Below are 14870 nucleotides of genomic sequence, written 5' to 3'. Positions count from 1 at the left end.
CGTTCTCTGTTCCGCCGGCAGCGCTACGATGGGCAGGGGGCTCAGGCCGTGCCCGAAGAGCGCCTCGGGGGAGAAAAACGTGTGCCGCATGGGCTGGCATTCAGGTGGTCTCACGGACCATGCCGGACAGGCGGTTTTGTGTCTTCATCGACCGCGAGGCCGGCCAGCCCCCAGGGCTCGGCGCCCAGGGTTGGCACGCCCGATAGGTTCTAGTATAAGCTGAGGCGTGGCGGGCGGACAAATTGGCGTGTAGTGCGCCATATCCATTGGGCCTGTCCGCACATTTGCCCTTTCCTGACGGAAGCCACGGAGGACCGTCATTCCTGCATGACAGACGATCAATCGACCTTCTGGGCCGACCGTTCGGTCCTGATCACCGGCGTCTGTGGAACCGTCGGCAGCGAGCTTCTCCGTCAATTGTCCGCCATGCCCTGCGCCCGCGTCGTGGGCATCGATAACAACGAAAGCGAGCTGTTCTTTCAGTCTCAGCATTACGCCCGACATCACAACGTGCGGTTGTTCATAGGGGATCTGCGGGACCGTGAAAAGCTGCGGCGCAAGATGCGTGGCATCGACGTCGTGCTTCACGCCGCCGCACTCAAGCACGTCATCCTGTGTGAAGAATCGCCGCGCGATGCCGTCCAGACAAATGTTGACGGCATGATCAACGTTATCGACGCGGCCGAGATCAACAATGTCGAGCGCGTGCTGTTCACGTCCTCCGACAAAGCGGTGAACCCCACCAATGTCATGGGGACCACCAAGCTGATGGGCGAGCGTCTTATTACGGCAGCCAACGTGTATCGGCGCAATGCCCACGACACGATCTTCGCCTCCACCCGCTTCGGCAATGTGTTGGGATCGCGGGGGTCGGTGGTACCGCTGTTCCAGCGACAGATCGCCGCCGGCGGTCCGGTTACCTTGACCGACCGGACCATGACCCGGTTTGTCATGACACTGGAGGAAGCCGCGGCCCTGGTCCTGCGATCGGTGGAACTGGCGCGCGGTGGGGAGGTCTTCGTGACCAAGATGCCGGTCGCCCGCATCGAGGATCTGGCCGCCGTGCTGATCGACGAACTGGCGCCCCGCCACGGCCTGCGTCCGCAGGACGTGGTCGTGGAGGAGATCGGCGTCAAGGCGGGCGAGAAGCTCTACGAGGAGTTGTTGAACGACGAAGAAGTCCGCCGCACGCTGGAGCTGGACGACTTCTTCTGCGTGCTGCCGGCGTTCAAGAGCGTCTACCAGCAGATCGAATACAGCTACGAGGGCTATCTCGGCCGGGAGGTCGCAAAGCCTTACAACTCCGCAGTGGAGCCGGCCATGAGCCGGGATGACCTCCGCGAGTATCTGCGCCGCAACAAGATCGTTTGACGGGGTGACATGCGCGTACTGATATTGGGTGGCGACGGGTATCTAGGCTGGCCCACCGCCATGGCCTTTGCGGCAAAGGGGCACGAGGTGACGGTGGTAGACAACTACCTGCGCCGCGCCATCGCCATGGAGACCGATTCCGAGGCCCTCATCCCAACGCCGAATCTCCAGCTGCGGGCGGAGATCTTCAAGGCCGCCACGGGGCACGAGATCGATGTCGTGATCGGCGACTGCTGCGACTACGACTTGCTGTGCGATGTCGTGCACAGTTTCCAGCCAGAAACGATTATCCACTACGCCGAGCAGCCCTCGGCGCCCTATTCCATGCGCGACTATCGCTCGGCCCGGCGCACGCTCGACAACAATCTTTCCGCCACCTTCAACGTCATCTGGGCGGTGATGGAGAAAGCTCCATCAGCCCATATCATCAAGTTGGGTACCATGGGCGAGTACGGTACCCCCAACATCGACATCGAGGAAGGCTGGATCGATATCGAGCACAAGGGCCGCAAGGACAGGTTCCTGTTCCCCCGCCAAGCGGGCAGCCTGTACCACACCACCAAGGTGCTCGACACTGACATGCTGTGGTTTTATGTGCGCACCTTCGGCCTGCAGGTGACCGACTTGATGCAAGGCCCGGTCTACGGTCTGCGCACTCCCGAGGCCGATGTTGATCCGCGGCTGCTTCCCAACTTCCACTACGACGACATTTTCGGCACCGTCGTGAACCGCTTTCTGACTCAGGCCGTGGCCGGCATCCCATTGACCGTTTACGGCAAGGGCGGCCAGACCCGCGGTTACCTGAACCTTTTAGACACTCTGCAATGCGTCGAACTGGCCATGCACAACGCGCCCGGTGCCGGCCAGTTGCGGGTGTTGAACCAGTTCACCGAACAGTTCTCGGTCAACGATCTAGCCGCTACCGTGCAGCGCGTGGGCAACGGCATGGGCCTGAAGGTCGAGATTCAGACCGTCGACAACCCCCGCAAGGAAGCCGAGGAGCACTACTATAACCCGGCCCATAGCGGCTTGATCGAGCTGGGCCTCAAACCCCACTACATGACCGACCCCGTGGTCGCCGATATGCTGGAAACTGTGCTGCACCATAAGGATGCGATCGAGCCCCGTCGCGTCCTGCCGCGCGTGCGCTGGAAGTCGTGACGGGCCGGCGGCGATGAACGAGTTCAGTCAGCTTTTCGAGATCGACGGCACGACGGTCGGCTACGGCGCTCCGGTCTACGTCATTGCCGAGGCGGGCGTGGCGCACTTCGGCGACGAGGAGAAAGCCTATCGGCTGATCGATCTGGCCGTCGAGGCGGGGGCGAGCGCAGTCAAGTTCCAGATCTTCGACGTCGATGCCCTGATCAGCACCGAGCTGCCCGACTGGCGCGAACGCCTGGGATCGCGCAGCCTGCCCTATGACGCCTTCGGGCGTCTCCAGGCCTATTGCCGTGACAAGGGGATCACCTTCTTCGCAACCGCCCACGACGAGCCGTCTCTGGAGTTTCTCGCGGAACTGGACGTGCCGGTCTATAAGGTCGGCTCCGGCGAGGTGGGGAACTGGCCCTTCCTCAAGCGCGTCGCCAGCCTGGGCAAGCCGCTGATTTTCTCCACCGGCATGTACCGGCTGGAGCAGGTGGGAGAGGCCCTGGCCGCCATTGCCGAAGCCGGCAATCCCGACGTTGCCGTTCTGCACTGCATCACCCGCTACCCGACCCCGCCGGCGGAGGCCGGGCTTGGCAACATTGCGTTGCTGCGCGAGCGCTTCGGTGCGATCACGGGCTATTCCGACCACACGGCGGGCTTTCACATTCCGCTGGCGGCGGTGGCGCTGGGCGCCCGGGTGATCGAGAAGCACATCACCCTGGACTACGACGTGCCCAATGCCCAGGACTGGAAGGTATCCTGCGGCCCGGACGACCTGGCCGCCTTCATCACCCAGCTGCGAGATATCGAAGTCGCCATGTCTGCGCGCGAGGCGCTGGGTGTGGGGGAGAGCGAAAGCCTGGTGTGGGCTAGCAAGAGCCTGGTGCCGCTGCGCGACATCGCTGCCGGCGAGGTCATCGCCGCCACCGACCTGGCCGGCAAGCGGCCGGGCACCGGGATCCCGCCGTCGCGCATTGCGGAAGTGGCCGGCCGGCGCGCCGCCTGCGACATCGGCAAGGACAGTGTCATCAAGTGGGAGCATCTGGCGTGAGCAAGCGCAAGGTCTGCGTCATCATTACGACACGGGGCAACTATGCCAAGATGAAGTCGGTGATCCAGGCCATCCGGGCCTCGGACGACCTGGAGCTTCAACTCGTCCTCGGCGGCATGGTGATCCTGGAGAAGTACGGGCGCATCCTTAACCAGTTGCAGGACAACGACCTCGTGGTGGACCGCCATATCCACTTCGTGATCGAGGGGGAAAATCCGGTGACCATGGCGAAGTCATCCGGCGTCGCCGTCAGCGAGTTCGCCACCGCCTTCGACGATTTGAAACCCGATGTGGTCATCGTCGTAGCCGACCGTTTCGAATGCCTGCCCATCGCCATGGCGGCCAGCTACATGAACATCCCCGTGGCCCATGTGGAGGGGGGCGAGGTTTCGGGCTCCATCGACGAGAGCATCCGCCATTCCATCACCAAGCTGGCCCACCTGCACTTCCCGGCCTCGATGGAGGCGGGCAAGCGCATCGAACGCATGGGCGAGGACCCAGACACCATTTTCGCCGTCGGCGGCACCAGCATGGACGTCATCCGCATCCTGGACCTGGACGACTTGCAACCGGTACGCCAGTACCAGCGCGATTACGGGGTTGGGCCGCTGATCGATCTGCTGCCGGGCCAATACCTGATCGTCATCCAGCACCCCGTGACGACGGAGTATGACGAGAACCTCGCCCACGTGCGCGAAACCATCTCGGCGCTGGAGACCTTGGGCATGAATACGGCCTGGATCCTGCCCAACATGGACGCAGGTTCAGACGGTATCAACAAGGGTATCCGCATGTGGCGCGAGCAGAGTCGGCCCGAGCACGTTCACTTCTTCAAGAGTATCCCGATCGAGCTGTTCGCACCGCTGCTGAAGAACGCCGCCTGCATCGTCGGCAACTCATCGAGTGGCATCCGCGAAGCGGCTTACCTGGGCACCCCGACTGTCAACATCGGCTCGCGTCAGCATGGCCGCGAGCGCGGCCGCAACGTGATCGACGTGGGCTACGATGCCCGTGAGATCGCCGACGCCGTGCGGCGCCACCTGGCCCACGGACGCTACGAATCCGACCACCTGTATGGAGACGGTTTCGCCGCCGAGAAAATCGTGAAGGTGTTGAGCGCGATCGACTTCCGGATTCAGAAGACGATAACGTACTAGTCTGCGCCAGTAAGTCGGACGGAGAAACAAAGGTATGTCGCGATCCTTACAGCAGATCGTTCTGGACCGCCTGCTGGCTCGCCAGCGCAAGGCAGAGATGCGACGTGCTCAGCAAGAAACCGCGGCCGGTCAGCCGGAATTGCTGGCGGCATACGCGGCATTCGCGCGCGGCCAGCAATCGGGGTCGGTCCGCCAGCCCTTCAAGGGATGGGATCTGTGGAAAATCCTCCTCGCTGAGAAGCCGCGTAAGATCGTTGAGCTCGGCTCCGGAACGACATCGGCGGTTTTCGCCCTCTACGCCAGGCGCAATGATGCGGCGTACGTGGCCTTCGAGCACCATCCCGAATGGTGCCAGGTGACCCTGGACTGCCTTCGGGCCGCCAACGTCATCGGCGCGGAGGATGCGCCGGTAAAATGTGTCCCCATGCGTGAGGACAGTGCCCGGCCGAGCACCGGTTTCGTCGAGGATGTTCCGGATGACGCCGATTTCTTCTACGTGGACGGGCCGCCGTGTCCGATCCGCGACGGCCGCAAACTGCCCAACGACGATGTTGTGCGTCTGCTTGACCGCGGCGGCCGTCCCCAGTGTATCGTTGTCGATGGGCGCATCGATACCGTTGATCTGATCCGCGCCCATCCGGCCGGCGCGGAGTATGAACTGGCGCCGTCCTACGTCTACTGCGTGCGCCGTGGACGCTGGCGCGATGCACTGAGCTTCGCCGAGCACAGCGTGTTTCGCCGAAAGCCCGCGGTATGAACAAGCCGATCGCCGTCTACTACAGCATCTTGAAATATCAGCCGGAGAACCTGGCGCGTCTGGACGACGCTTTCGAGGTTATCACGCTGGATTCCCCGGCCGATGACACGCCCGATATCCTGGCGCGGGTCGAGGTGCTTTTCGCGCCGCTGGGGTATCAGGTGGACCGGATCAAGATCGACGCGTGTCCCCGATTGAAGGTCGTGGCCTCCAACACCACCGGCCATCCGCACATTGACGTGGAGTGCTGCCGCGAAAAGGGCATTGCCGTGGCCTGCCTGAAGTTCGCTCCGGATTTTCTGCGTCGTATCACATCCACGGCGGAGTTGACCTGGGGTCTCATCATCGCGCTGACCCGCAATGTCCTGCCGGCGCACAGGGCCGCATTGGCGGGTGCATGGGACCGCCGCCCCTTCGGCGCTCCAAGCATGCTCTCCAATATGAGCCTGGGTATCGTCGGGCATGGGCGGCTGGGGGGAATGGTCGCTCGGTACGGCCGGGCATTCGGGATGACGGTGCGCTACTATGACCCTTACGTGCCGTCATCAGGCGAAGGTGCGGAGCGCGTCGACGGCCTGCGCGAACTCGTGGCCCTGAGCGACGTGGTCTCCATCCACGTGCCCCATGCCCCCGAGACGGAGGGCATGTTCGACAAAGCGGTGATCGCCGCGTTCAAGCCGGGCGCCTGGCTCGTCAATACCGCGCGCGGAGAGCTCCTGGACTGGCAGGCCGTTCTCGACGCATTGCAAAGTGGACATCTGGCGGGTGCCGCCATGGACGTCTTTGAGGGAGAATTCGAGCCGAACTTCGCCGTTCGTTTCCCCGAGCATCCGGTGCTGCGCTACGCGCGGGAAAACGACAATCTCATCCTGACCCCGCACATCGGCGGGTCCACCGTCGACGCCTGGGCCCAAACGGAGGCCCACACCATCGACATGGTGGAGGCCGCGCTATCGGCCCGCCCGGAAACACGGCCATGAAACGGCCCTCCGACCTCCGCAAGATACTGGAGATTCTGGGGCCGGCACGGCGGCGCTTGCCTGTGGTGATGCTCGTCGCCCTGGTTGACGCCGTGATGGCGGGCCTGGGTATCGGCCTCATCCTGCCGGTGTTCCAGGCGCTCATGGATCCCCAGACGGACAATGCTTTGTTTCGCCACCTTGGCTTGCTCGCCGACGCTGTCGGCGTGGAGCGGGTGCTTCCTTTCCTGGCGGGCCTGACCGTTGTGGTTTTCGCGGTCAAGGGACTGGCAGGCGTCGCACGGGCAGCGCTTGTCCGGAACTTCGCAGAATCGATGCGGCGCACCTGGATCGAACAGATCGGCCGCGCCTATATGATGGGGCCCTACACCTGGACGGCGAGCCAGAAACACGGTGAATTGCTCAATGTCTGGGTCCAAGAAACCCAGTCGGGCTCTCGTTTTCTCCAGTCGTACCTGACCTATTGGACCCAGACGCTGCAGGTTCTCGCCCTGATCGCGGTCGGCATGATAGCGAACTGGCAGGCAATGCTGGGGCTATTGGCGGGTGCCATGGTGATTCTGCTGACTTTGCGCCGCAGCGCGTTCAATTGGGCGACAAACCTGGGCGAGCGTAAACTAACGCTGTATCAACGCATGACACGCGAGATGTCGGAAACTCTGACCAACCTGCGGGATTTGAAGCTGCTGACGATCGAGCCCGTTTGGCTGGCCCGCATTGCCACGGACGCCGAGCGTCTGCGGTCCCATTTCGTCCGCGTTGCCATCCTCGCCCAGCTTCCCAACGGTGTCGGTGAGTTCCTTGGGGTGACCGCGCTCATGGCGTTCGTCGTGATCGGGGTCAGTGTCATGGGAATGGACCCTCAGACGCTGGTGCCGTTCCTGGCCTTCTTTCTGGTGACCTTCTACCGCATCATCACCGCGGGCAGCCAGGCAATGACGGCCCGCATGAAGGCGCTCCATGAACTCCGGGGGTTGGAGGAGGTGCACCGAATGGCCAACCATGCCGTGCGCCTGGAAGATCGTGAGAGCGGTTTGCCAGTTCAACGGCTTGAGACCGACCTCGTGGTGGAGGGCCTGTCGTTCCAGTATGGCGAAGGCTCCCCGATATTGAGCGGCCTCGACCTCGTTATCCCGCGCGGACGCGTCACCTTCATCATCGGCCCGTCCGGCTCCGGGAAGTCGACGCTCCTGGATCTGTTCATGCGGCTCTACAGGCCGGCAACGGGCCGGATCACGGCCAACGGTCGCGATATCGAGGAGTATAACCTCATCGACTGGCGTCGCTTGTTTGGATACGTCAGTCAGGATGCGGCCCTTTTCAACGGCACGATCCGCGAGAATCTTCTGCGCGGGGCGCCCGACGCCAGCGCGGAGGAGATGGAGAATGCCTGCCGCCTTTCCGGTGCCCAAGAATTTATCGAGGGGCTGCCTCAGGGCTACGACACGCCGGTCGGGGACCGGGGATTCGCGGTGTCGGGGGGGCAACGCAAGCGTATTGCGATTGCCCGCGCCATGATGCGGCGGCCCGAGGTGCTGATCCTCGACGAGGCCACCACGTCGTTCGAGGAATCCATGGAGCGCACGATGATTGCGGACTTGCGCAAGGCTCGGCAGGACCTGACCGTGATCCAGATCACGCACCGTCTGCAGACGGCGCCTTCCGCAGACAATGTGATCGTCCTTTCGCAGGGGCGCGTCGCCGCACAGGGCCCCTGGAGCGCGATTGCTGAGGACGTCGGAGCGCTTGCCCTCGCCGAGCCGGAACAGCAGGAAAGGCCGTCATGACCGCCGCCGATGTCCGCCTGGACGACAGCCGCGTGCTTGGCCTTATTCCGGCGCGGGGCGGCTCCAAGAGCATTCCGCTGAAGAACATCGCGCCGATCGCCGGCCGGCCGATGATCGAATACGTCATCGCCGCCGGAAAGGCTTCGCGCCGCCTCAGCATGCTGGCCTGTTCGACCGACCACGATGCCATCGCGGCCGTCTGCCGCGCCGCCGGCGTCGAGGTGCTGTGGCGGCCCGAGGAACTGGGGCAGGACGACACGCCGGTTGCCGATGTCATGCGTCATGTGTTGCGGACCTTGGCTGCGCGCGATGGTGCCGCGCCGTGGGCGGTGGCATTGCTGCAACCGACGTCGCCGTTCTTGCTCGGGGCGCAGGTGGACGCCTGCATCGACAGGCTCGCCGAGATACCCGACGCCGACAGCGCGCAGACCATTACGCCGGTGTTCCACAATGCCCATGCCTTCAATCAGCGTGTTGTGGAAGAGGGCAGGGTGCGCTTCCGCTTCCTGGAGGAGCGCCGCCAAGCCTACAACAAACAGCGTAAACCCGCGCATTACCTGTTCGGCAACCTGGTGGTGACACGGTCAGCGGCGCTGCTGGCCGGCAAGGACTGCTTCGGAGATATCTCGGCGCCGGTGGAGATCCCGCGCAGCCACGCGTTGGACGTGGATACCGCCGAGGATCTGGACTACGCCTCGTGGCTCGTGGCCGCGGGCAAGGTGACGCTGGACCGGCCCTGAGCTCATGACGTCCGGTGCGCGCCCCCGTATCCTGGTGCTGTCGCGCGACCAGGGCAGCGTGCAGACCACGCTTCCCGTGGTGCGGACACTGGCTGCAGGCGGCGACATCGATCTGGATGTTGTCTCTCTGGCAGTGTCCCGGGGCCTGTTGGAGCATCAGGGCATTGCCTCCCGGGCACTCGACGAAGATGCCTTCATGCACAATCCGCCAGGCTGCATGGAGGATCTGCTGCGCAGCGTGCGTCCCGATCTGGTGTTGTCCGGCTCCAGTCCGGCCAAGGGGGAAGCACCGGAAACCCCGGAGCAATATCTGACTATGGCGGCCCGTGCTGCGGGAGTGCCGACCGTGGCGATCCTCGACTATTGGGGCATGTATCGTGAGCGCTTCGTTTCCGCTACCTCGGCGCCGGCCCTGGACCAGGCGCTGATACCGGATCGGCTATGCGTACTCGACACGTTGTCGCGCGATGATCTATTGAGCTTGGGCGTTCCGACGGAGCATATGGCCGTTACTCACAATCCGTGGATGGACGCGGTCGTCGCCGAGGCTGCCTGCCCACCACCGCCGGCCGAGGAGGTGCGAAGTGACGGGCCCGTCCTGCTCTTCGCCTCGCAGCCTTTGGCCGAGAACGCGGCGCTTCGCGGCTGGACCTATTCCCAGGACACCATCCTTCAGGCTGTGCTGAACGGGTTGCCGCCCACTGCGGGATGGCGGGTCGTCATCTGGCCCCATCCGGCCGAGGATAAGGCGCGCTGGGATCGGGACCGTTTACCACAACCGAAAGGTGTGGAAGTCGTGGTCGGCCGGGAGCGCGGTGCCGCGGTCCTAGCTCATGTTGACCTATTGGTCACCAGCCACTCAACGATTGCATATGAGGCGGCATACTATTCGGTTCCCTGCGCGTCGGTGCGTATTGGCGGCCCTCGTCTCGAAGACCATGTGGTTGACCGTGTCGGGCTGTCCCGGCTGTTCATGGACGGCGACGAACTCCATCGCTATCTGGCTGCGTTTGACCCGCGGCGGGAGCGGGAGTATATGGGGGATTGCCAGCGCGCTCTCCGCGCGCGGGGCATATTCTTCTCGGACGGGCTGGCAACACAGCGTATTGTCGCCCTCCTGCACGATATGGTAGCGTCCGCGGGCAGGGTCTCGCGGACGGCCCGGTGATTCGTGAAACCTAGAGTGGTAAGGCGAGCCATGGCGAGCCCGCGCATCGTGATGATCACATCAGATCACCGGCGGCACCGCTGGGTGGCGGCCCGGCTTGCCCAGGCGGGTAGTCTCGTCGGCATTGTGGCGGAACGCAAGCCGGCGGCATCGCCATCATCCACGGCCAACTCCGATATCGCCGTCCAAAGCTACTTCCGTGCGCGCGACAAGGCCGAACGCCGCTACTTTTCGGATGCCCCCGACTACGCAGCCCTGGGCGCCCCCGTGCTGCGGGTTCCCTGGGGAGGGGCCAACGCGCCGGAAGCAGCGAGCTTCGTCACCGACCTTGCGCCGGATGTGATCGTCCTCTTCGGCTCCTGCATCATCAAGGAGCCCCTGCTTGGGCAACATGCCGGGCGCATGATTAACATGCACCTTGGACTGTCGCCTTACTACCGAGGCAGCGCGACGAACTTTTGGCCGCTCGTCGATGGCCTGCCTGAGTGTGTGGGGGTTACGGTGCACCATGCCATCCTCAAAGTGGACGGCGGTGCCATTCTGGCGCAGGCGCGCCCTGATGTCGCCCTCGGCGACGATGCTCATGATCTGGGCTGCAAAACCATCATCGCCGGCGCCGATCTGCTGGTGGAAGTTTTGGCCCTTGCGGCCCACGGCCTGCCGCCTGGCCATGCCCAAAGAAAAGGCGGCAAGCTTTGTCGCCGCGCCGACTTCGCCCCCGACGCATTGCAGCTGATGCAGCGTAACATTGCGGAGGGCATGATTGACCGATATATGCGGGAAAAAACTCACCGTGACGCTCGATATCCCATCGAAGCCGTGCTGCCGGTTTGTTAATAAGGGCAATTTCCCCGCCTAATGAAAAGAGGGACGCCCGCTTTGACGACGATCTCAGTCCTTATCAATGCTCGTACCAAGTCCTCGCGCCTTCCGCGCAAGCTGGTTCTGCCGTTCGCGGGCAGCACGCTGATCGACATTGCGCTGGACAAGCTCAACCGCATGGACTTCCTCGACCACCGCTACTTCGCCGTGGCCGAGGACGAACTGAAGGAGCGTGTCAGTGGATATCGGAACGTGGAGCTCCTGGAACGGGACCCGGAAGCGGTGCAGCCCGGATACAACGATCATCGCAAGGTTTTCGCCCACTACGAACGCTGCGACAGCGAGTACATCATGTGGCTGAATGCCTGCCACCCGTTGCTCAGCCTGGATACGCTCAAGCGCGCCGCCGATCATGTCAGGGAAACGCGGCACAATTCGTACACTTCGGTGATTCCGACGACGGACTGGATCTTCGACAGCGACGGCAACCCCGTCACCAATACCCAGGCTTCCATGCTGTCGTCCGCTCATTCGCGCACCTTCTACAAGGTGGCGCATGGTTTCCACATCATTAACAAAGCCTTTTTCTTGAAGGACTATCAGTACTGGACGCTCACTCGAAATGACCCTGCTTTGGTCGAAATTCCGGTCGACGAAAGCTATGACGTGAACGATCGAATGGAGTTCGAGGTGGCCGAGGCCGCATATCTCCGCAGCATTCAGGCTTGATACGCCTGATCACACGGACCGCGATTGGAACTGCCCATGAATGCCGAATCCCCCATCGTCGAGAATGCTTCGCCCAGCGCTCCAAGCGACCTGCGGATCTGGCTAGCCGATTTGACGTACACCCAGCAGACTGTGGCGGCCGACGTCATCCCGAATGCGGTTGCCGGAATCGCGACCTTTACCGAGACGCAGGTTCCGCTGCGTCATCAGATCCGTCTGTTCAAGTATCCGGAAAAGCTGGCGCAAGCGCTGAATGGCGAGGATATGCCCGACATTATCGGCTTCAGCAATTACGTCTGGAACAAGGATCTGTCCTACGAAATCGCCAAAGTCATCAAGAAGCATTCGCCCGACACCGTCGTCGTGTTCGGCGGCCCCAACTATCCCACGTCGGAAAGTGAGCAGGAGCGCTTTCTGAGAGCGCATCCGGTCGTTGACTTCTACATTATCAAGGAAGGCGAACTGGCCTTCGCCCGCCTGGTCGAGGCACTCATCGAACAGGACGGCGACGTCGAGGCGGTCAAATCCCGGCAGATTCCTTCGGTGCACGCCGTGAGCCAGGATGGGACGGCCTATCTGACGCCGACCATCGAGCGCCTGACAGATCTGACCGTCATTCCATCGCCTTACACAACGGGCCGTTTGGATGAGTTTTTCGACGGTCGTCTGCTGCCGATCGTGCAGACCAACAGGGGCTGCCCCTTTACCTGCACCTTCTGCGTTGAGGGTGTCGGCTACTATAACAAGGTGCGGCGTAACGCTACGGAGAAGGTCAGCGCAGAACTGGATTATATCGGCGCCCAAATGCAGGCACTGCGCGCCCAAGGCGGCCGCAACGACCTGTTTATCGCAGACTCCAACTTCGGCATGTACCGCGAGGATCTGGACACCGCCCGCACCTTGGCCAAGACGCGTGAGCGGTACGGCTGGCCCGAATATATCAACGTGGCCACCGGCAAGAACCAGAAGGAGCGCGTGCTCGAGGCCTCGCGCATCATCGATGGCGCGCTGCGTCTGTCGGGCTCGGTGCAGAGCCTGGATCCTGGCGTGCTGGAGAACGTGAAGCGTAAGAACATCGATGTCGACGGTCTGTTCGCCCTTGGCTTGGCGGCGGAAGAAGTGGGCGCCAATACCTATTCCGAGATCATTCTGGCTCTGCCCGGCGACTCGCTTGAGGCGCATATGGGCACAGTCCGCACTGTGATGAATGCAAACTTCACAAACATCTTCTTGTTCCAGCTCATGCTGCTGCCGGGGACGGAAATGGCCACCGATGTCAGCAAGAAGCAGTACGGCATGGACACACGCTATCGCGTCTTGCCGCGGTGCTACGGACATTACGAGGTGCTTGGAGAGCGTATCGTCGCTGCCGAGATCGAAGAGATCTGCGTAGCCAACACAACCCTCGGATTCGACGATTACCTGTTCGCCCGCCGTTTCCACTTGGTGGTGACGATCTTCTACAATGACGGCATCTTCAGCGCTCTGCTCAAGTTGCTGCGCGGGCTCGATGTCCCGGTTTACGACTGGATGGAGGCGTTGGTGCGGGCCGAGCCGGCGGATGATCTGCGGCCGTTGTTCGACTCGTTCCTCACCGAAACCCGCGAAGAACTGTGGGACAACCATGAGCAGTTGAGTGCATTCGTGCACGAGCCGGGCATCGTTGAGAAGTTCATCGCCGGTGAGCTGGGCAACAATCTGTTGTTCGTTCACAAGACCCTGGGCATTACCCAGTACTTGGACAGCCTGGCTGATCTGGCCCGCAGCACCTTGCGCAAGGTGCTGGCGGACCACGGACATGGCGACGCCGATACCCTGCGTTTCGTTGACGATGCACTGACCTATCATCTGCTGCGTGCCCGCAATCTGTTCCGCGACATGGACACTGCGCCGGAAGCCGACTTGTCCTTTGATGTGGATGCCTTCCTGCGTAACCGCGCGGCTGGTGTGGCCGACGTGAAGCTGGACACGCCGAATCGATTCCGGTTCGTCCTCGACCAGACTCAACGTGCCCTGGTCGACCGCTATATCGGCATCTACGGCGATTCCACCGTGGCCATCGGGCGGATCCTGTCCAAGGTGCACGTCAAGAAGCTGTTCCGCCATGCGGTTCCCGCCGACGACGCTGTCGATGCCCTTGCGGGCGCGCGGGGCGAGGCCGAATTCCACCTGTCCGGGCTGCAGCAATGAGCGGAGCGGGGGACGGCGTTCTCGTCGTCAACTATCACTACTGCCAGCCCCCCGATAATGGTGTCTTTTCCGGTATGACGAGCGTGCGGCCGGATAAGTTCGCGGCCCAGGTGGATAGCATGCGCGCCCGTTTTCGCCCTTTGAGGGCGAGCGATCTCCCTGCCGCAGAGTCGGGCTTTCTGATAACCTTTGACGACGGCACGCGTGACGTGTTTGAGCATGCTCTGCCCATCCTCAAGGCGGCGGCTGTGCCGGCGGTGATCTATTGCTGTTCGCAGCCGGTGCTAGAGGGTCGGGTTCTCGACGTTCAAAAGGTGCACATGCTGCAGAGCCGCCTGGGGCGCGAACGCTTCCGCAGGGCGTTCCTTGACCTCCTGGCTGAACTGCCGAACGGCGGCGAGCGCGATGATCCCTCTGCTCTTGGCCTCGACTACATGTACCGCTACGACGACCCGGAGACGCGGCGGTTCAAATTCCTGCTCAACGTCGAGCTACCTTATCACCTTCTGAGCAGCGTTCTTGAACGCATGTTCGCCGAGGAATTCGGTGACGAGCGTGAGATCGTTCGCCATGTCTACATGTCAGAGGATGACATTCGCCGGGCTGCCGACATGGGCTTCGAGATCGGTGTTCACACCCACGCGCACCGACTTTTAAGCCGCCTCGATGCCGGCGCTCAGCGGGCGGAGATTGAGACGCCGCTGAACCTGTTCCAGGACCTGTTGGGGGAGCGGACGTTCACCATGTCCTATCCTTACGGCATTCGCGGCAGTTTCAACGCCACGACCAAGAGCGTACTCACGGATCTCGGAATCGGCGTGGCCTTCAGTCTGGGCCGCAGAATTCATCGCCTCGACCAGCAATGTGATCTCTTGGAAATCCCGCGGTTCGACGTCAATGATGTATTCGATGCTCAAGGTGAACTCATCGTACCGGAAGCTGCCTGAGCCTCGGAAAAGACGGAGCCCCGAC

Annotated in this window: 13 protein-coding genes; all 13 read left to right on the top strand. The window is 62.5% G+C overall.

Annotated features, from left to right (window positions below; translation table 11 throughout):
- Nucleotides 1-327 precede the first annotated feature (327 nt).
- From WDC82_RS12840 to WDC82_RS12780, 13 genes are read left to right on the top strand one after another with little or no spacing between them, the layout of a single operon-like run.
- Complete coding sequence (locus WDC82_RS12840) at nucleotides 328-1371, top strand: polysaccharide biosynthesis protein (RefSeq protein ID WP_340117717.1); 1044 nt, start codon at nucleotides 328-330, stop codon at nucleotides 1369-1371.
- A 9-nt stretch (nucleotides 1372-1380) separates the two neighbouring features.
- Entirely contained in the window at nucleotides 1381-2532 is a 1152-nt protein-coding gene (locus tag WDC82_RS12835; RefSeq protein ID WP_340117716.1) for an NAD-dependent epimerase/dehydratase family protein, read from the top strand.
- Between the two features lie 13 nt (nucleotides 2533-2545).
- Nucleotides 2546-3568: an N-acetylneuraminate synthase family protein gene (locus WDC82_RS12830; protein WP_340117715.1), complete on the top strand. Its 1023-nt coding sequence runs from the start codon at nucleotides 2546-2548 to the stop codon at nucleotides 3566-3568.
- Nucleotides 3565-4725, top strand: a complete 1161-nt coding sequence (gene neuC / locus WDC82_RS12825) for a UDP-N-acetylglucosamine 2-epimerase (RefSeq protein WP_340117714.1) — start codon at nucleotides 3565-3567, stop codon at nucleotides 4723-4725. The genes WDC82_RS12830 and neuC overlap by 4 nt, the downstream gene beginning before the upstream one ends.
- 34 nt (nucleotides 4726-4759) lie before the next feature.
- Nucleotides 4760-5482, top strand: coding sequence for a hypothetical protein (locus WDC82_RS12820; RefSeq protein ID WP_340117713.1), 723 nt, complete (start codon nucleotides 4760-4762; stop codon nucleotides 5480-5482).
- Nucleotides 5479-6462, top strand: coding sequence for an NAD(P)-dependent oxidoreductase (locus WDC82_RS12815; protein ID WP_340117712.1), 984 nt, complete (start codon nucleotides 5479-5481; stop codon nucleotides 6460-6462). The genes WDC82_RS12820 and WDC82_RS12815 overlap by 4 nt, the downstream gene beginning before the upstream one ends.
- Nucleotides 6459-8249, top strand: coding sequence for an ABC transporter ATP-binding protein (locus WDC82_RS12810; protein ID WP_340117711.1), 1791 nt, complete (start codon nucleotides 6459-6461; stop codon nucleotides 8247-8249). Before WDC82_RS12815 ends, WDC82_RS12810 begins: the two co-directional genes overlap by 4 nt.
- The gene (locus WDC82_RS12805) at nucleotides 8246-8989 is read left to right on the top strand and encodes an acylneuraminate cytidylyltransferase family protein (protein ID WP_340117710.1); all 744 of its coding nucleotides are present in this window, start codon (nucleotides 8246-8248) and stop codon (nucleotides 8987-8989) included. The genes WDC82_RS12810 and WDC82_RS12805 overlap by 4 nt, the downstream gene beginning before the upstream one ends.
- A 4-nt stretch (nucleotides 8990-8993) precedes the next feature.
- Nucleotides 8994-10157: a hypothetical protein gene (locus WDC82_RS12800; RefSeq protein WP_340117709.1), complete on the top strand. Its 1164-nt coding sequence runs from the start codon at nucleotides 8994-8996 to the stop codon at nucleotides 10155-10157.
- 30 nt (nucleotides 10158-10187) lie between these two features.
- Nucleotides 10188-10994 (top strand): formyl transferase, encoded by an 807-nt coding sequence (locus tag WDC82_RS12795; protein WP_340117708.1) that lies wholly within the window; start codon nucleotides 10188-10190, stop codon nucleotides 10992-10994.
- Between the two features lie 42 nt (nucleotides 10995-11036).
- A complete protein-coding gene (locus tag WDC82_RS12790) occupies nucleotides 11037-11708 on the top strand; it encodes a cytidylyltransferase domain-containing protein (RefSeq protein WP_340117707.1) in 672 nt (223 codons plus the stop codon).
- 36 nt (nucleotides 11709-11744) lie between these two features.
- On the top strand, nucleotides 11745-13898 hold the full coding sequence (locus WDC82_RS12785) for a cobalamin-dependent protein (protein WP_340117706.1): 2154 nt from the start codon (nucleotides 11745-11747) through the stop codon (nucleotides 13896-13898).
- Nucleotides 13895-14845, top strand: a complete 951-nt coding sequence (locus WDC82_RS12780; protein WP_340117705.1) for a polysaccharide deacetylase family protein — start codon at nucleotides 13895-13897, stop codon at nucleotides 14843-14845. Before WDC82_RS12785 ends, WDC82_RS12780 begins: the two co-directional genes overlap by 4 nt.
- Nucleotides 14846-14870 lie beyond the last annotated feature (25 nt).

It is taken from the genome of Pelagibius sp. 7325 (genome assembly GCF_037652055.1).
Lineage (GTDB): Bacteria > Pseudomonadota > Alphaproteobacteria > Kiloniellales > Kiloniellaceae > Pelagibius.
Note: the sequence above shows the minus strand (reverse complement) of the source record. Positions and strands in the feature narration are given on the sequence as shown.

What these genes read in the sequence shown, in the direction of transcription:
- WDC82_RS12780 (WP_340117705.1), top strand. Translation starts at nt 13,895, where the DNA reads ATGAGCGGAGCGGGGGACGGCGTTCTCGTCGTCAACTATCACTACTGC.
- WDC82_RS12815 (WP_340117712.1), top strand. Translation starts at nt 5,479, where the DNA reads ATGAACAAGCCGATCGCCGTCTACTACAGCATCTTGAAATATCAGCCG.
- WDC82_RS12830 (WP_340117715.1), top strand. Translation starts at nt 2,546, where the DNA reads ATGAACGAGTTCAGTCAGCTTTTCGAGATCGACGGCACGACGGTCGGC.
- WDC82_RS12805 (WP_340117710.1), top strand. Translation starts at nt 8,246, where the DNA reads ATGACCGCCGCCGATGTCCGCCTGGACGACAGCCGCGTGCTTGGCCTT.
- WDC82_RS12835 (WP_340117716.1), top strand. Translation starts at nt 1,381, where the DNA reads ATGCGCGTACTGATATTGGGTGGCGACGGGTATCTAGGCTGGCCCACC.
- WDC82_RS12810 (WP_340117711.1), top strand. Translation starts at nt 6,459, where the DNA reads ATGAAACGGCCCTCCGACCTCCGCAAGATACTGGAGATTCTGGGGCCG.
- WDC82_RS12795 (WP_340117708.1), top strand. Translation starts at nt 10,188, where the DNA reads ATGGCGAGCCCGCGCATCGTGATGATCACATCAGATCACCGGCGGCAC.
- WDC82_RS12800 (WP_340117709.1), top strand. Translation starts at nt 8,994, where the DNA reads ATGACGTCCGGTGCGCGCCCCCGTATCCTGGTGCTGTCGCGCGACCAG.
- WDC82_RS12785 (WP_340117706.1), top strand. Translation starts at nt 11,745, where the DNA reads ATGAATGCCGAATCCCCCATCGTCGAGAATGCTTCGCCCAGCGCTCCA.
- WDC82_RS12820 (WP_340117713.1), top strand. Translation starts at nt 4,760, where the DNA reads ATGTCGCGATCCTTACAGCAGATCGTTCTGGACCGCCTGCTGGCTCGC.
- WDC82_RS12840 (WP_340117717.1), top strand. Translation starts at nt 328, where the DNA reads ATGACAGACGATCAATCGACCTTCTGGGCCGACCGTTCGGTCCTGATC.